Annotated in this window: 15 protein-coding genes; 7 read left to right on the forward strand and 8 right to left on the reverse strand. The window is 60.7% G+C overall.

All coding sequences use genetic code 11. From position 1 onward, the window contains the following. Positions 1–21 precede the first annotated feature (21 nt). The 6 genes from gcvH to IE111_RS14605 all read right to left on the reverse strand — a co-directional run bounded on the left by gcvH (position 22) and on the right by IE111_RS14605 (position 5,753). On the reverse strand, positions 22–411 hold the full coding sequence (gcvH, locus tag IE111_RS14580) for a glycine cleavage system protein GcvH (RefSeq protein ID WP_189610025.1): 390 nt from the start codon (positions 409–411) through the stop codon (positions 22–24). 149 nt (positions 412–560) lie between these two features. After that, positions 561–764, reverse strand: coding sequence for a hypothetical protein (locus IE111_RS14585; RefSeq protein WP_189610027.1), 204 nt, complete (start codon positions 762–764; stop codon positions 561–563). A 430-nt stretch (positions 765–1,194) separates the two neighbouring features. Next, complete coding sequence (locus IE111_RS14590; protein WP_189610029.1) at positions 1,195–1,758, reverse strand: cob(I)yrinic acid a,c-diamide adenosyltransferase; 564 nt, start codon at positions 1,756–1,758, stop codon at positions 1,195–1,197. Positions 1,759–1,941: 183 nt separating this feature from the next. Next, positions 1,942–3,612: an ATP-binding protein gene (locus tag IE111_RS14595; protein ID WP_189610031.1), complete on the reverse strand. Its 1,671-nt coding sequence runs from the start codon at positions 3,610–3,612 to the stop codon at positions 1,942–1,944. Continuing rightward, a complete protein-coding gene (locus IE111_RS14600; RefSeq protein WP_189610033.1) occupies positions 3,609–4,499 on the reverse strand; it encodes a ketopantoate reductase family protein in 891 nt (296 codons plus the stop codon). Before IE111_RS14600 ends, IE111_RS14595 begins: the two co-directional genes overlap by 4 nt. Before the next feature lie 264 nt (positions 4,500–4,763). Beyond that, positions 4,764–5,753 (reverse strand): GGDEF domain-containing response regulator, encoded by a 990-nt coding sequence (locus IE111_RS14605; protein WP_189610035.1) that lies wholly within the window; start codon positions 5,751–5,753, stop codon positions 4,764–4,766. 182 nt (positions 5,754–5,935) lie between these two features. Here IE111_RS14605 and IE111_RS14610 point away from each other — a divergent pair, with 182 nt between their 5' ends. The 7 genes from IE111_RS14610 to gspD all read left to right on the forward strand — a co-directional run bounded on the left by IE111_RS14610 (position 5,936) and on the right by gspD (position 14,649). Next, entirely contained in the window at positions 5,936–7,816 is a 1,881-nt protein-coding gene (locus IE111_RS14610) for a DUF294 nucleotidyltransferase-like domain-containing protein (protein WP_189610038.1), read from the forward strand. 4 nt (positions 7,817–7,820) lie between these two features. Continuing rightward, complete coding sequence (locus IE111_RS14615; protein WP_189610040.1) at positions 7,821–8,552, forward strand: 3'-5' exonuclease; 732 nt, start codon at positions 7,821–7,823, stop codon at positions 8,550–8,552. A gap of 307 nt (positions 8,553–8,859) precedes the next feature. Beyond that, a complete protein-coding gene (gene groES / locus IE111_RS14620) occupies positions 8,860–9,147 on the forward strand; it encodes a co-chaperone GroES (RefSeq protein WP_189610042.1) in 288 nt (95 codons plus the stop codon). Positions 9,148–9,188: 41 nt separating this feature from the next. Continuing rightward, positions 9,189–10,838, forward strand: coding sequence for a chaperonin GroEL (gene groL / locus IE111_RS14625; RefSeq protein WP_189610044.1), 1,650 nt, complete (start codon positions 9,189–9,191; stop codon positions 10,836–10,838). A gap of 167 nt (positions 10,839–11,005) precedes the next feature. After that, the gene (gspN, locus tag IE111_RS14630) at positions 11,006–11,740 is read left to right on the forward strand and encodes a type II secretion system protein N (RefSeq protein ID WP_189610046.1); all 735 of its coding nucleotides are present in this window, start codon (positions 11,006–11,008) and stop codon (positions 11,738–11,740) included. Further along, entirely contained in the window at positions 11,741–12,661 is a 921-nt protein-coding gene (locus tag IE111_RS14635; RefSeq protein ID WP_189610048.1) for a type II secretion system protein N, read from the forward strand. A gap of 32 nt (positions 12,662–12,693) precedes the next feature. Beyond that, complete coding sequence (gene gspD / locus IE111_RS14640) at positions 12,694–14,649, forward strand: type II secretion system secretin GspD (RefSeq protein ID WP_189610050.1); 1,956 nt, start codon at positions 12,694–12,696, stop codon at positions 14,647–14,649. Positions 14,650–14,876: 227 nt separating this feature from the next. Here the strand turns inward: gspD and IE111_RS14645 are convergent, their stop codons facing one another. Together IE111_RS14645 and IE111_RS14650 are read right to left on the reverse strand one after the other, a co-directional pair. Beyond that, positions 14,877–15,611 (reverse strand): SGNH/GDSL hydrolase family protein, encoded by a 735-nt coding sequence (locus tag IE111_RS14645; RefSeq protein ID WP_189610052.1) that lies wholly within the window; start codon positions 15,609–15,611, stop codon positions 14,877–14,879. Positions 15,612–15,863: 252 nt separating this feature from the next. After that, complete coding sequence (locus tag IE111_RS14650) at positions 15,864–16,265, reverse strand: SirB2 family protein (RefSeq protein WP_189610055.1); 402 nt, start codon at positions 16,263–16,265, stop codon at positions 15,864–15,866. Between the last annotated feature and the right edge of the window lie 2 nt (positions 16,266–16,267).

The following is a 16,267-nucleotide window of genomic DNA, read 5'->3' on the forward strand; positions in this document are numbered from 1 at the left end:
GGACCCGCCCGGGGGTGCGCATCAGTCTTCGGCGCACTGGTCCTGGTAGGATTCGGCGTCCATCAGGTCCTTCAATTCACCGGCGTCGTTCAGCTTGACCTTGAAGAACCAGCCGTCTTCGTAGGGGTCTTCGTTGACCTGCTCGGGTGCGTCTTCCAGTGTTTCGTTAACGGCCACGACGGTTCCGGTGACCGGACAATAGACGTCCGAGGCGGCCTTGACCGATTCGACCACGGCGACGGCGTCGCCGGCGACGATATTGGCCCCTTCCTCGGGCAGTTCGACGAAGACGACGTCGCCCAGTTGTTCCTGGGCGTAGTCGGAAATTCCGATGGTGACGATGTCTTCACCTTCTTCACGTACCCATTCGTGAGAGGTGTTGTATTTCAGATCCGCAGGGATAGTGCTCATGGTTCAACCCTTGTTCGATGATTGTTCTGTTCAGAGGCTCCCTCTGTGCGCGCGCTAATTTACCACGTCAGCGCGCTACGGAGCTACTGGACCGGCGATAGGGTAGGAGTAGGGTACTTGGTTATTTTCGTCAAGTTGGCGGGGCGGATTCACCCCTCGTTCGGTTTGCCTTCGATGTAGAAGCGGTCGGCTTTCATCATGCGGATGAGCATCAGGGAGGAGAGCATGGCGGCGTCGCCGGCCTGCTGGCGCAGCTCGACGAGGTTGCGGTCGGTACGGTTGTCGGGACTGAACGCGAATTCGATCAGTTCGTCCTCGGACAGGAGGTTCTTGCCCAAAATGATAGCGGCCATGGGGTCTCAGCTCGTAACTGAATGATGTTACCCATCGTATCGGCGGGCATGGCCTCAGGTTTAGTCGGTGGCTTCGAAAATGTGACGGAGTTTTGGGTGGAAAAATTCCCGGGAATCCGCGCCTGCTGCCAGGGGTTCCCATTTGGGGTCGCCGTAAACCCTTCCATGGGGGCTAAACTTCGGCATCCATGCCTCAGATTCCCCCAAATGGGGACCCCTGGCATCAGTCGCTCGCTCCTGCGGCTTCTATATCACAGACCATCAGAAATTCAGCCTTCTTTCTTATTTCGACTTACTCCCTGTTGGCTATCTATTCGGACCTGTTGCCGGGCATGCACAACCTGTAGGAGCGCACGCCGTGCGCGACACTAACGGTGGCACCAGTACAACCGCTCACACAAGGCGCACGCGGACCATGGCTCCCGTAGAATCAGCCTTCTTTCTTATGCCGACTCTGCCAAAGCACTTCCTGCTGCCCGTCTTTTCGGGCCAGGTGCCGGGCATAGACAAACAACAGGTCCGACAGGCGGTTCAGGTATTGTTGCGCCAGGACGTGCCCCTTCGGCTCGGCGTTGTTGAACGAGACCATGGTCCGCTCGGCGCGCCGGCAGACGCTGCGTGCCATGTGGCACCGTGCCGCGGCTTCGTTGCCGCCGGGCAGGATGAAGTTTTTCAGCGGTGGCAGGGCTTCGTTCAATCGGTCGATGTGGGTTTCAAGGTCCGAGACCAGGGCTTCTTCGAGCAGTTCGTAGCCGGGCATGGCCAGTTCGCCGCCGAGGTCGAACAGGTCGTGCTGGATCTGGCTCAGCATGGCCTGGTCGGAGGCTTCGTCGGCCACTGCGATCATCAGCCAGCCGATGATCGAGTTCAGTTCGTCGATGTCGCCGATGGCGGCGATGCGCAGGCTGTCCTTGCCGATGCGGCCCTGCATGCCGAGCCCGGTTTCGCCCTTGTCGCCGGTTCGGGTGTAAATCTTCGATAGTCGATGTCCCATCTTTCGCTCTCTTGATGCTCTGGATTTAGTTACCCACCGTATGTTGGCACAGTTTCGTAGGGCAGAAGAGGCCTAGCCGATATCTGCCGTTGGAAGGATACCGTGACACGGTCCAGCCCACAGGCACAGTTGGCAATGGCAGATTACGGCCTTTGGCCTCTTCTGCCCTACGGTAGGGAGGGGCTAAGCCACTTCCGAGGGCGCTTCCTCGTCCGCCACGGTCAACGGCAGTCGAATTTTGAAGCAGGTGCCTTCCCCCAGTTCGGATGAGACGCTCATTTGTCCGTGGTGGTGGTTGGTGATGATAAAGAAACTGACGGACAGGCCCAGGCCGGTGCCGACGCCGACGTCCTTGGTGGTGAAGAAGGGCTCGAAGATGCGTTTGCGGGTGGCTTCGTCCATGCCGGAGCCGTTGTCGCCCACTTCAATGACGCATTGGTTGTCGTCGACGTACTGCCGGATTTGGATGATGCCTTCGTCGATGTCGTTCAGCGATTCAAACCGTTCCCGGATGGCCTGGGCGGCGTTTTTCATCAGGTTCAGCAGGACTTGCTCCAGTTCGGTCATGACGCAGGGCACGGGTGTGGACGGGGCACGGAAGTCCTGGTCGACGAAGAGATTGTGTTCGGTGAAGCCCGCTTTGAGGTTGTAGTCGTTCAGCGCGATGTTGATCGCTTGTTCGATCAATTGCCCGATGGGATAGGACTGCAGCCAGAGGTCGCTGTTGCGGCTGAATTGCAGCATGTTACTGACGATGCGCGATGCCCGCAGGCCGGACTCGGTGATGTTGGTCAGAAAGTTCGGGACTTCCCGGGATATCAGGTATTGCTGCATCAGATCCAGGTCGAGGCCGATGTCGTTGGCGTCTTTCTGGTTTCGGTTCAGGTGCGGGTCGAGCCGGCGCTGGACGTTTTGCGCGTTCTGCACGATGGCGCCGAGCGGGTTGTTGATTTCATGCGCCATGCCGGCGGCCAGGCCGCCGACGGACATCATCTTTTCGGTTTGCACCATGACCTCTTCGAGCCGGTATTGTTCGGTCACGTCGTCGAGCCGGATGACCGCTCCCCGGGTTTCGGTGTGTTGCAGCGGGTAAACCACCAGTTCGACCCGCATTGGACTGCCTTCGACATCCAGTTCCAGGTTATGGCGGGTTTTGACAGATTGTTCGGACAGGGCCTTGATGATCAGGTCGCGGTGCTGGCCGAGGAAGGGAAAGGCGTCGTGCAGGGGAAAGCCGACGGCTTGGTCGTTGCCGCTGCCGCTGATGCGCGTCGCTTCCGTGTTCCATTGGGTGACCGAGAGGTGTTCGTCGACGGCGATCAGGGCCGAGGGCATGGAGTTGATGATGGAGTTCAGGTAGTTCTGGAACTCGGTCAGTTTGTTCTCGACCTTCTGGCGTACCTGCACCTCGAACGTCAGCCGGCGCATGGTTTCGCGGGCCTCTTCAGCCATGGCTTCGGATTCGCGGTGCGCCTGGGTCGCTTTGTCGCGTTCCGCTTTGAGGTCCGCCTCGCGTCGTTCCATCTGGTCGAGCATGGCATTGAAGGTGTCCACCACCTTGCCCAGTTCATCCTGATGCTGGCGATGGGCGCGCAGTTTGGTGTCGTGTGTGGTGGTGACCTGGTGCGAGACCAGCATCAGCTGGTTCAGCGGGTTGAGGAAGTGCCGTCGGAAGATCTGCAGCAGGATGGCCGAACAGAGCAGGGCGATCACCACAATTAGACACATCACCACCAAAGGGTGCAGGTGTTCGCCCGAGAAAAACAGAAAGCCGATGCTGACGATGGTGATCACCGTCGTGCCGAGCAGCCACCAGAGTATGCGGCCGAGCAGGGTGGGTGTGGCGTATCTCATGAACGGGCCTTAAGGACTGCCTCATACCAGCGAGTCAGTTTAGGCGCTTTTATGTCCGCCTCAAAGGCCATTCGAATCAGAAAGCCGTTGATGAACTCGATTTCGGTCGGTCGGCCGGCTTCGACGTCCACACGCATCGAAGAGTGGTTACCGGCGGTGGCGCGGGCGACCGCGCGAATGCGCTCGGCCAGATCGTCCGGCAGCGGGTGGTCGCAGGCTCGGGCGATGGCCCGGATCTCGTCACTGAGCGCATCGACCTCAAAGGCCCAGTCTTCTTCGGCCAGGGCGCCGTTGGGCAGTCGTTCGACGGCGGTGATCGGGTTGATGACGGCGTTGATGGCCAGCTTGAGCCAGAGCTGGTCTGCCGGGGAATTGTCCCATTGCCAGACCAGCGGTCCGGCCTGGTCACACAGCCAGTGGCCGAGGGTTCGGGTACGTTCGCTCAAAGCGTCGCCTTCGGCCGGGCCGATCCAGGTTTCCCCCTGGCCGGTGTGGACGATGCGACCGCTGTCGTCGATCAGGGCGCCCTCGGTGGTCGAACCCCACAGTACCCGCCCCGGTGCCTGGTTCGCCAGCCATTGTTGCGGCCCGAGTCCATTGCAGCAGACCAGCCAGCTGACGTCGGGCAGCATGGGCAGCAAGGGTGTGACGGCCATTTCGACCTGGGTGGCCTTGCAGGTGACCAGTACCAGGTCGATGCTGGCGAAGTCCGTTCCTTCGGGCGGGAATCGCCAGTTCAGAGTGTGAGGTTGACCCTGGTCGACCAGGGTGTCGGGCAGGGTAAGGTCCGGACGGTGGCGGAAGGCCATCGGGGTGGAGACATGTTGCAGGTGCCAGGCGAAAAGTCCGCCGATGGCACCTGGGCCAATGATCAGGACTGTGGTCACAGGTGATTCCGGTGTTGCAATGTCATCCCATGGTAACGCTGGAGGCAGAGTGATTCATCCTGGATAGGGCCGTGCGGGATGTCGCCCACTCAACCCGTCCATGGGGGCTTGACGGCAGCACCGATGGCTAGCGCCGGCCGCCGGGTTGACCCAGGCGGGGATGTCGACAGCCATGGATGGCTGTCGTCAAGCCTCCATGGATGGATTCACGGCGACCCCGACTGGGTCAACCCGGCAGCCGGTGCGGGTTCTGGTATACCCCCGTTAGGCGCTGCGATTCCCGCGCCACAGGTGTAAAGCCTGCCGCTGGTCCGCCGGTATATCGTTCAACCGCAACATCGCCTGTTCCAGCATCCAGTCGGCCGTATCCGGCAGCGCCTGGCGGGAATCGACCAGATCCAGCTGGATGCAGCCGGACAGGGTCACGAAGCCGGCCGAGGTCGAGTAGGCCTTGGTGAAAATCGCCTGGTCGAGCCGCCGGATCAGGGCCTGGGAGGCGACGCTGTCGCCAGGGCCGTAAAACAGCAGCCCCAGGGTGTTCTCACCCAGGCGGGCGATGTCGTCCAGCGGGCGGGAGTGTTCCTTCAGGCGCTGGCTGGCCTGGCGGATAATCTCCTTTTTCAGCGCCCGGCCGTAGCGTTGTTCCAGTTCGGCGAGGTTGTCCAGCCGGCACAGTACCAGGCCCAGATGGCCGGCCCGCCCTTTCATTTGCAGCAGGCCGCGTTCCAACTGTTGGCGAATGAACTGGGCATTGCCCAATCCCGTCGCCGCATCCAGCCGATTCATCCGGGTTACGACACGGAACTGCTCCTTGAGTTGACGTTCGCGCTCCAACAGGGAATTGTGCAGGCGGGACAGGCGCTGACCGGCGTGTACCCGGGCCTGCAACTGGGTCTTCAGTTGGGTTTTGCCGATGAAATCGTCCACGCCCTGGGCGAACGCCTGTTGCATGGCGGCGTCATCTTCTTTGGCGGTCAGCAGCATGACGTAGGTGAAGTGATTCTGGCGCCGGTTGAGTTCGCGCACCAGTTGGGTCAGTTCCAGGCCGTCCATGCCGGGCATCAGCCAGTCCGCCAGCAGCAATTCGGCGGGGCGTTGCTTCAGCGCATCCAGGGCGTCAATGGCGTTGTCGGCGATGCGGATATCGCGAAAACCGGCCGACTGAAGCATACGCTGAATGAGGGCGCTGCTGAATTTGGTGTCGTCCACGATTAGAATGGACGTTGACTGAGGGGCGTTCGAGGTGTTGGTCATGGTCCGTTTCCCTGGCGTTGGGTACTCTTGTCACACTCACCGGGGCTGGATGTCACCCTGATTCGGAGTACCGGATTGATATCATCGGCATTCATTGCCACCGTGGCAGTATAAGCCTCGGCGGGTGCCTCAGGCAATGCCTCCCGTCACAGACCCGTAAACCGGCCAATTAGAGGGCGTCAATGGAAGTCGAACACCTGGAAATTCGTGAACATATGCGGCGATTCCCGCCCTTCGATGGGTTGTCCGAGGAGCGGTTGAACGACATCGCCTCCCAGGTCGAGGTCGGCTATTTCAAGGCCGGCAGCGTGATTCTGGAATTCGGACAGGACATCAAAGACCTCTATTACATCCGCAGCGGGGCCGTCGAGATCTATCGCCGCAATGGCGAACTGTACAATCGACTGTCGGAAGGCGAGATTTTCGGGCAATTGGGTCTGCTCATGAGCCGCAAGGCCCGTTTCCCGGCCAAGGCGCTTGAAGACACCCTCATTTATTTCATCAACCAGGAGCTGTTCGACGTCCTGTGGGAAAATGAGGATGAATTCGCCGATTTCGTCGAGATTGAAGACCAGTATGGCCTGCGCAAAGCCATAACCCAGCGCCAAAGCGAGAACGACCTGCTGTCGTCCCGGGTGCGCAAGCTCATCACCCGCGAGCCGGTCGCGCTGCCGAGCAAGACCTCGCTCCAGGATGTCGCCCGGCACATGACCGACGAAGGCGTCTCTTCCCTCATTATTACCGAGGACCAGGTGGGTGAGGGCGGTGAAGCCCACCCCAGAATGGTCGGCATCATCACCGACCGGGATCTGCGTACCCGGGCATTGGCCGAGGGGCTCGCCTACGACACACCGATCGCGGACATCATGTCGTCCGACCTGATCACCGTCGGCGCCGACGACTTCGTGTTCGAGGCGATGCTGATGATGCTGCGCTACAACATCCACCACCTGCCGGTACTGCACCGCGACCGGCCCATCGGTGTGATCGCGCTGTCGGACATCATTCGATACGAATCCCAGAGCAGCATCTATCTGGTCAACGACATTCACCACAAGCAAAACCAGGCGGAACTGGGCGCCCTGACGCCGGACATTCGCGCCACTTTCGTGCGCATGGTCAACGAGGATGCCAATTCCCACATGATCGGCAGTGCCATCGCCGGCATTGGCCGCAGCATCACCCAGCGACTGCTGGAGCTGGCCGAAGCCGAGCTCGGTCCACCGCCGGTACCCTATTGCTTCCTGGCGTTGGGCTCGATGGCGCGCGACGAGCAGTTCGTGGTTACCGATCAGGACAACGCCCTGGTGCTCGACGACGCTTTCGACCCGGAACAACACGACGATTACTTCATGAAGCTCGCCACCTACGTCAGTGACGGTCTGGCCGCCTGCGGCTACGACTACTGCAAGGGTGGCATCATGGGCACCAACCCCACCTGGCGGCAGCCGTTGCAGGTCTGGAAGCAATACTTCACCGACTGGATCGAAAAGCCCGACCCGCAGGCGCTGCTCAACAGCTCGATCTTCTTCGACCTGGACGGCATTTACGGCGAGACCGACTTCGCCGAGATCCTCAAGGACCTTGTCGCCCGGCGTGCCCGGCGCAGCCAGATGTTCCTGGCCTGCCTGGCCCGCAACGCCCTGAACCGGACGCCGCCGCTCGGTTTTTTCCGCACGTTCGTTATGGAAAACGACGGCAAGCACAACAATTCCATCAATCTGAAACGTCGGGGCACCGCGCCGTTGGCCGACGTCATTCGCGTGCACGCGCTGGCCTGCGGGTCCACCGCGCAAAACTCCTTCGACCGGCTCGACGCCATCGCCGATGCCCGTGTGCTCGGCCACACCAACGGCGACGAACTGCGCGACGCGCTCGAATTCATGGCCATCGTCCGCGCCCGCCACCAGGCGCTGGATATCGAAGCCGGACGCGACCCCGACAACAACGTCGAACCCGAACACCTGTCGTCGCTCGAACGGCGCACGCTCAAAGACGCCTTCCAGATCCTCAGTAACGCCCAGAAATTTCTGAAAATGCGTTACCAGGTCAATCGGGTGTGATGCCGTGTTCTATCTGAACCGCGAACCGCACCCCGCCGACTGCGTGCCCGACTGGTCCGAACGCTTCCAGGAACTGGCCGCGCAGGCGCGGGACGAGCGCCTGCGCCGTTTCTACCAGGCCGGCAGTGTCACCCCGGATACCCCGTTGAGCGACGTTCCTTTCGTCGCACTCGATTTCGAAACCACGGGGCTGAACCCGAATCGGCACTCCATCGTCAGCATCGGCCTCGTACCGTTCGACCTCAACCGCATCCGCGTACGCGGCTCGAAGCACTGGATCGTCAAACCCAGGCTGCCCCTGCACCAGCGCTCCATCACCTTTCACCGCATCACCCACTCCGACATCCGCAGCGCCCCCGACCTCGACGAGGTGCTCGACGACCTCCTGCAGTCCCTGGCCGGTCGCATCGTTGTCGTCCACCACCGGTCCATCGAGCGGCAATTCCTCGACGTCGCCGTGCGCGTCCGCCTCAGGGAGAGCATCGAATTCCCCGTCGTCGACACCATGGAGCTCGAAGCCCGCCTCCACCGCAAACGCCGTCGCGGGGCGCTGGCCAAACTCTTCGGGCGTGATCCCGTCTCCATCCGGCTCGCCGACAGCCGCGAGCGCTACGGTCTGCCCTACTATCCGCCGCACCACGCCCTGACCGACGCCCAGGCCAGCGCCGAGCTGCTGATCGCCCAGATCGCGGACCGGTTCTCGCCCGGCACCCCGATCCGCGAGATCTGGGCTTGAACGGAGCATGGAGGAGACCCTGCCGCTGATACGAGCGGTTGATGCCGGTGGGGCTTAGCCGGGGATGTGCGAGGCATGGATGCCGAGGTCAAGCCCCCATGGACGGGTATACGGCGACCCCGGCTGAGCCCCACCGGCAGCAAGCGCGGACCCGGGTTTGTCAAACCGAAAATTTTTTCGAATCCGGGGTGTTGAAATGATTTTTGCATGGCCCCATTACTGGGGGGCATCGACATTCCGGGCGGTTCTGGACGGAAACGCCCTGCTAACAAAAACCTCCCAACATGTGATTTAGGAGATTGGATCCATGAAAATTCGTCCTTTGCATGATCGCGTAGTGGTACGCCGCAAGGAACAAGAGGAAAAGACCGCTGGTGGTATCGTGCTGCCGGGTTCTGCCAAAGAAAAACCCTCCCAGGGTGAAGTCCTGGCAGTGGGCAACGGCCGCATCCTTGACAACGGCGACACCAAACCACTGGATGTGAAGGTTGGCGACACCGTGGTCTTCGGTCAGTACGCGGGCAGCACCGTTAAAATCGAAGGTGAGGAACTGCTCATCATGACCGAAAGCGACATCTTCGGCGTAATCGAATAACAACCCCTGTCGTAACTCGAATTTTAGGAAGGTAATACAACATGGCTGCAAAAGACGTAAAATTCGGTGATTCCGCCCGCCAGAAAATGCAGAAGGGCGTTAACCTGCTGGCCGACGCGGTTAAAGTAACCCTGGGTCCCAAAGGCCGGAACGTTGTTCTGGACAAATCCTTCGGCTCTCCGGTCGTCACCAAAGACGGCGTATCGGTCGCCAAGGAAATCGAACTGGAAGACAAGTTCGAGAACATGGGCGCCCAGATGGTCAAGGAAGTCGCTTCCAAGGCCAACGACGAAGCCGGTGACGGTACCACCACCGCCACCGTACTGGCCCAGGCGTTTGTCAACGAAGGCCTGAAGTCCGTCGCCGCCGGCATGAACCCGATGGACCTCAAGCGCGGTATCGACAAGGCCGCCGAAGCCGTTGTCGCCGAACTGGCCAAGCTGTCCATCCCCTGTGAAGACTACAAAGCCATTGCCCAGGTTGGCACCATTTCCGCCAACTCCGACGCCACCATCGGCAAACTGATTTCCGATGCCATGGAAAAAGTCGGCAAAGACGGTGTCATCACCGTTGAAGAAGGCAGCGGCTTCAGCGACGAACTCGAAGTCGTCGAAGGCATGCAGTTCGACCGCGGCTACCTGTCTCCTTACTTCATCACTAATCAGGAGACCATGACCGCCGAGCAGGAAAACCCGTACATCCTGTTGGTCGACAAGAAAATCAGCAACATCCGTGACCTGATTCCGGTACTGGAATCCGTCTCCAAGGCCGGCCGTCCGCTGCAGATCATCGCAGAAGACATCGAAGGCGAAGCCCTGGCCACTCTGGTCGTCAACAACATGCGCGGCACCGTCAAGGTCTCCGCCGCCAAGGCGCCTGGCTTCGGCGATCGCCGTAAGGCCATGTTGCAGGACCTGGCCATCCTGACCGGTGGTACCGTCATCTCTGAAGAAGTCGGTCTGAGCCTGGAAACCGCCACCCTGGAACACCTGGGCAGCGCCAAGAAAGTCACTTCGACCAAGGAAAACACCACCGTGGTCAGTGGCGCCGGTTCCGACGAAGACATCAAGGCCCGTGTTGAGCAGATTCGCGCCGAGATCGAGCAGTCCACTTCCGATTACGACAAGGAAAAACTGCAGGAGCGCGTTGCCAAGCTGGCCGGCGGTGTTGCAGTGATCAAGGTCGGTGCTGCTACCGAAGTGGAAATGAAAGAGAAGAAGGCCCGTGTCGACGACGCCCTGCACGCTACCCGTGCGGCCGTCGAAGAAGGCGTGGTGCCGGGCGGCGGTGTTGCCTTCGTTCGCGCCCTGTCCAACCTGGGCGAACTGCGCGGCGACAACGAAGACCAGAACACAGGTATCGCCCTGGCCCTGCGCGCCATGGAATCCCCGCTGCGTCAGATCGTTCGCAACGCCGGTGGTGAGCCGTCTGTTGTGCTGAACGAAGTGAAGGCCGGCAGCGGCAACTTCGGTTACAACGCAGCCAACGGCGAATACGGCGACATGATGGAAATGGGCATCATCGACCCGACCAAGGTATCCCGCTCTGCTCTGCAGGCGGCGGCCTCTGTCGCGGCGCTGATGATCACCACCGAAGCCATGGTCACCGACCTGCCGGACGACGATAAAGGCGGTGCCGCTCCGGACATGGGCGGCATGGGCGGAATGGGTGGCATGGGCGGCATGATGTAAGCAGCCCGGAACCCTGTTCCAAACCTCGAAAAGCCCGGCGTTTTGCCGGGCTTTTTAGTGTGTAACCCCCTCTGTCAGCGCGACGTAAAACGTTTGTCGCCCTAACCGGCCTTCTATACACTGGCCTCCCGATAATCCGCAGGGAAGTTCAGCAACATCATCACTCCATGAAAATAAATATTAGATTACTGGTACTCTTCGTCCTGGCGTACCTCGTGGCTCTGGTTGCCCTGACACCGCTCAGTTGGGTTCAGCAATACGCTGATCCGCTGTTGCGCGCTCAAGGCATTCAGTTGGACGACACGCACGGCAACCTCTGGCAGGGAAGTGGCCAATTGAACCTACGCACCAACGAATCGCTGCAACTCGAGTGGGATACCCGCCCGCTGGGGTTGTTCACCGGTCGTTTGCCGGTGGACGTTCGCCTGTCCAATCCGCACCTTGAAATGTCCGGTCAGGTACAGGTCAAGCCGACCGGCCTGGCCCTGAATGGCGTATCCGGCTACATCGACGAGCCGGTGTTCCAGCGTTTCGCCAGTGCCTATAACGCGAGCATCAAGGGGCGTCTGGTGGCTTCCGACGTCTCCGCCTCCGTCGGCTGGGGCCCGTCTCTGGGCGACGCCGATGGCGACCTGACCTGGTCCGGTGGCCCGCTCGATGTTCAGATGGGGCGTTCCAACCGCACCTTCGAGGTTCCGCAAATGCAAGGGGACATCACCAGTGGCGACGAAGGCTGGCGCCTCGATATCCGCGCTCTGGACGATACCCCCCTGATCGACGCCTCCGTGGCGCGCGACGGCAATGCCCGCATCGCCGTTCAGCGCAGCCTGGCGGAACGTATGAATATTCCGGTACCTGGCGGCCGCCAGACGCTGGTTGAGATGTCCCAGAAGGTGTTTTAAATGGAATGGCTTAACCAGTCCCGTCGTTATTGGCTGATGCTCCAGAAAGTCCTGGTTGTTCTGCTGGTCATTTTCAGCGCGGTGCTCGCCGCCCGCTTTACCTGGCTTTGGCTTGAACCCGTTCCCGAGGTGTCGGCACCCACCATCCGTCCGGCCGCGAATGCGAACGGCGGCGGTGGCACCAATCTGGAACAGTTGGGCCGGCAATTGGCGTCCCGCGAGCTGTTCGGCGAATTCCAGCCGGAAGAAACCGAGCAGGAAGAGCAGCGCCCGGTCGAGGCGCCGGAGACCCAGTTGCGTTTGACCCTGCAAGCCGTCCTGGCACAAGCCGGCGAGGGCAAGGGCTTCGCCATCATCGCGCAGCGCAACGGCCAGTCGAAAGCGTTCGGCGTGGGTGACGATGTGTTCGGCCAGGCCGAACTGGCCGCCGTCTATGGCGACCGCGTCATCCTGAGCCGCAACGGTCAGATGGAAACGTTGCGCTATGAGCGTACCGAATCGTCGGCCATGTTGCAGCGGGCCGAGGAGGACACGACCGCCCGGGTGGAAGAAAACTTCGAAGAGACTTTCGACCAGGCCCAGGAAGAAGTGAACAGCGGCGCCGACATGCGCGCCCAGATGGAGCAAGTCGCCTCCTATATACAACAGCGCGCCAATTCGGACCCGGAAGGGCTGCTCAACGAAGTCGGCCTGGAGCCAACCGGCGAAGGCTACCGGGTCACCCGGCGCGCGCGTCAGCTGCAAATGGCCGGTCTGCGGCCGGGTGACATCGTGACCGCGGTCAACGATAACCCGGTGGGCAACATCGCCCAGGACCAGGCGCTGCTGAACCAGGTCATGCAAAGCGGTGGTGAGCTGAAAATCCAGATTCAGCGTGGCTCCCGGACCTTCACCATTTATCAATCCATACCGAATTTCTGATCGGAACCGGCACTATGAGAATGAGTAACCCCATGCAACCCAAGGCAATGACACGATGGATCGCGGGCCTGTTGATGATGCTGGTCATGAGCATGCCGGCCTGGTCCGAAGAGCCGACCTACCAACTGAACATGCAGGACGCCGAGATCAAGGAGGTTATCGATCTGGTGGCCAAGGTGACCGGCAAAACCTTCATCGTCGACCCGCGGGTACGCGGTCGCGTGACCGTCCTTTCCGACAAGGAACTGACGGCCGATGCCATTTATGAAATCTTCCTGGCCACCATCGAGGTCTACGGCTTCTCCGCCGTGGAGACCGAAAACGCCATCAAGGTGATCGGCCAGGCCGACATCAAGTCCGCCGGTATTCCGGTGGATACCGAAGGTGCCATCCAGGGCGAGGAGATCATCACCCGGGTGTTCGCCATCCAGAACACCTCCGCGATGGAGCTGGTGCCCATTCTGCGGCCTTTGGTCGCCAAGTACGGCCATTTAGCCGGCGTCAGTACTGCCAATGCCCTGATCATCAGTGACCGGGCCGAGAACATCGAACGCGTCGACGAAATCATCCGCCTGCTCGACAAGGCCGGCAGCGAGGAAATCGAAGTCGTCACGCTGGAGCACGCCTGGGTCGGCAACATTATTACCCTGCTCGAGCGAGTGGCGCCGACGCCGGTGACCTCCGGCAACCAGGGTGGTCAGCAGCGTGCCGGCACCCGGGGCGTTCATCTGGTCGGCGACGAGCGCAGCAACCGCATCATCCTCAAAGGCGAGGCCGAAGCCCGCGCCCAGATCGTCGCGCTGATCAAGCAACTCGACGTGCCCACCGAGGAAAACACCTCGTCCAAGGTCATATTCCTGAACAACGCCGATGCCGCCCGTATGGCCGAGCTGCTTAAAGGCATGGCCGGCGCGGTTCAGCAACAGCAGCAACAGGGACAGGGGCAGAGCGCACCGCCAAGCGGCCCGGTCAGCATTCTTCCGGACGAAGACCTGAACGCTCTGGTCGTTCGTGCCGAGCCTTCGGTGATGACCGAGATCGAAAGCATCATTCGCCAGCTGGACATTCGCCGTAAACAGGTGCTGATCGAAGCCGCAATCGTCGAAGTGAACGGCAACATCAGCGATGCCCTGGGCGTTCAGTGGGCCACCAATCCGCTGGAAGCCGAGAACGGCGTACCGTTCGTGTCCACCAACTTCTCCGAAGCGGGCGCTTCGATCGCCGACGTAGCTCAGGCCGCGGCCGCCTCCAACATCGGCGCGATACCCAATGGCACCTTCGTCGGCCTGGTCGACCCGATCAGCGATACCCCGAACTTCGCCGCCATCATCCAGGCGATCGAATCCCAGTCCAACACCAACCTGCTGTCCACGCCGAGTGTCATGACGCTGGACAACAGCGAAGCCTTCATCACCGTTGGCAGCTCCGTTCCGTTCAAGACCGGCGGCAGCGGCACCGACGAGAACCCCTTCGTCATCGAACGCCAGGATGTCGGCACCACGCTGACCGTCATCCCGCATGTCCAGCAGGACGGCTCTGTGCGACTGGAGGTCGACCAAGTGGTGGAATCCATCTCCGGTGGCAACTCCTTCGGCGCTGTGGACATCATCACCGACAAGCGTCAGGTCAAAACCGAGGTGCTGATCGGCAACGGCAAAACCATCGTACTGGGTGGTCTGATCGACGACACCATCATCGAACGCGAGAGCCGGGTGCCGGTGCTGGGTCGCATCCCGATCTTGGGCAACCTCTTCAAGAGTCGCTCCACCGAGCGCCAGAAGACCAACCTGATGATCATCCTGCGCCCGACCATCGTCCAGGGTGCCGGAGACGACTTGCGTCAACGCCGTATGCAGGGCATCTGGGACATCCGTATCCAGACGCTCGACGGCTTCGACAACAGCCTGAAAGCGCCCACTGTCGACGACCTCTTCCAGGGGCAGCTTGATGGCGGCCCGGCGGAGCAGCCGGAACAATCGGAACAGTAAAGTAGTGAGTGTAATTTAGGGTTTACGAAAGAGGTGGTTTTTCAAAAAACGGTAATGGGGAGTGATGAGTTTACATTGCTCCGCCGAACCGTAAGATACGCCTCGTTTTGACTCTCTTGCATTTAGTTGCTTTAGGCCCGGACCACTTTGGTGTTCCGGGCTTTTTTTCGTCTGAAGGAAACCCTGGGCGGACAGATCCGACACCTCCGGTTTGACGCCCGTCGCACTCAACCGCGCGTGTTGCCACCACCCAGACGGTGTCGAATCAGCGTCGCCAGGGCGTCCGCCCAGACCCGATACGCCCGGAAGCCGGGATGGAAACCGTCCACGGCGATAACGTCCGGCGTCGGAGCAAAGTCGGGGTCAACCAGAGCGGCATGGTCCAGACCCTTGAGGACCGTTCTCAGCTCTTCATTCAGCAACACGGCTCTGTGGCCCAGATACTGCCGCAACGGTGTGGGCAGGGCCGGAAAGTCCTGCATGGGGGGAACTGTGGTGAATATCACCAGCCGACATCCCAGAGCAGTGTGCAGACGGTCATACAAGGTCCCAATACCCTCCCTCCACCGAGCAAGCGAGCTCCCTCCGGTGACATCGTTCACACCCGCGGATATCACCGCCACATCCAACACCGGGTGAGTCACCGCCCGGGAAAGTTCGATAATACCGTCCAGCGTGAGCCCTGTTTTGGCCAGAAGCGTCCACCTAACCCGGAAATCGAATGACAATGCATCGACCAACCGGCCGGACAAGGCTTCCGACTGATACTTTACCCCGACGCCGGCGGCGGCCGAGTCACCCAATATCAACAGGTTGAGTGGCTGACCGGTGCCCGCGATGCCCTCACGGTCGCCTTCCGGTTCGGGCAAGCGGGGCGTCACTTTGCGAACGTAAACGGCTTGAGCCAGGAGCAGGGGGCTCAGGGCGAGAGTGGTGAGGCGGTGTCGGTTGACGGCGGGCATGGTTGTTTCCGCGGGACCAGTTGGACAGAGGAGCGGGCAGCATCGCCAAGGCGCGATTGGTCAGTGACTTGTGGGTGCGTAACAGGTGGAGAATCAAACGCTCGTTGATTCCCTGTACTGGACCCTTTCAGCGGTTGTGGACGCATGGATGACGCTGGTTGTGGTTGACTGCGAACGACGTGATATCGATCGCATAGTACCACAATTGACGGGGCTAGCCCCCGGTGGCACAGCCTGGTGTATGCACGTCCATTAGCTCACCAATTGGTGAAACACCCCCAGCGGATGATGCGTTCGCGCAACTGAGTAGATGAAGGCGTAGACCGCGATGGCCCCAAACCAGAGGCCCGCTCGTACCGACAATGAACGTGCCTTCCGGAATGCCGCCACGCCCAGTGCGATATATACCCCGAGCAGCAACAGTTTGACGGTCAGCCAGTCGTGGGCGAACGGATATTGCCGCACAATGGTGGCCAGCATTAGCGCCGCCGTCAGAAAGACCGTATCGATGGCGTAGCCCACAATCCGGACCGGAACGGACATGGCCAATTGTGAGCCCGCGAACAGGGCGAGCCCACGCAGCAGGAACAAGCCCCCGCTGGCGAGGACAGCCACCACATGGACTCGCTGAATTTCAAGGTAGAACTCCGCCATGC

The sequence above is a fragment of the Saccharospirillum salsuginis genome, assembly GCF_014651855.1.
Classification (GTDB): domain Bacteria; phylum Pseudomonadota; class Gammaproteobacteria; order Pseudomonadales; family Natronospirillaceae; genus Saccharospirillum; species Saccharospirillum salsuginis.

What these genes read in the sequence shown, in the direction of transcription:
- gcvH (WP_189610025.1), bottom strand. Translation starts at nt 411, where the DNA reads ATGAGCACTATCCCTGCGGATCTGAAATACAACACCTCTCACGAATGG.
- IE111_RS14585 (WP_189610027.1), bottom strand. Translation starts at nt 764, where the DNA reads ATGGCCGCTATCATTTTGGGCAAGAACCTCCTGTCCGAGGACGAACTG.
- IE111_RS14590 (WP_189610029.1), bottom strand. Translation starts at nt 1,758, where the DNA reads ATGGGACATCGACTATCGAAGATTTACACCCGAACCGGCGACAAGGGC.
- IE111_RS14595 (WP_189610031.1), bottom strand. Translation starts at nt 3,612, where the DNA reads ATGAGATACGCCACACCCACCCTGCTCGGCCGCATACTCTGGTGGCTG.
- IE111_RS14605 (WP_189610035.1), bottom strand. Translation starts at nt 5,753, where the DNA reads ATGACCAACACCTCGAACGCCCCTCAGTCAACGTCCATTCTAATCGTG.
- IE111_RS14610 (WP_189610038.1), top strand. Translation starts at nt 5,936, where the DNA reads ATGGAAGTCGAACACCTGGAAATTCGTGAACATATGCGGCGATTCCCG.
- groES (WP_189610042.1), top strand. Translation starts at nt 8,860, where the DNA reads ATGAAAATTCGTCCTTTGCATGATCGCGTAGTGGTACGCCGCAAGGAA.
- groL (WP_189610044.1), top strand. Translation starts at nt 9,189, where the DNA reads ATGGCTGCAAAAGACGTAAAATTCGGTGATTCCGCCCGCCAGAAAATG.
- gspN (WP_189610046.1), top strand. Translation starts at nt 11,006, where the DNA reads ATGAAAATAAATATTAGATTACTGGTACTCTTCGTCCTGGCGTACCTC.
- IE111_RS14635 (WP_189610048.1), top strand. Translation starts at nt 11,741, where the DNA reads ATGGAATGGCTTAACCAGTCCCGTCGTTATTGGCTGATGCTCCAGAAA.
- gspD (WP_189610050.1), top strand. Translation starts at nt 12,694, where the DNA reads ATGCAACCCAAGGCAATGACACGATGGATCGCGGGCCTGTTGATGATG.
- IE111_RS14645 (WP_189610052.1), bottom strand. Translation starts at nt 15,611, where the DNA reads ATGCCCGCCGTCAACCGACACCGCCTCACCACTCTCGCCCTGAGCCCC.
- IE111_RS14650 (WP_189610055.1), bottom strand. Translation starts at nt 16,265, where the DNA reads ATGGCGGAGTTCTACCTTGAAATTCAGCGAGTCCATGTGGTGGCTGTC.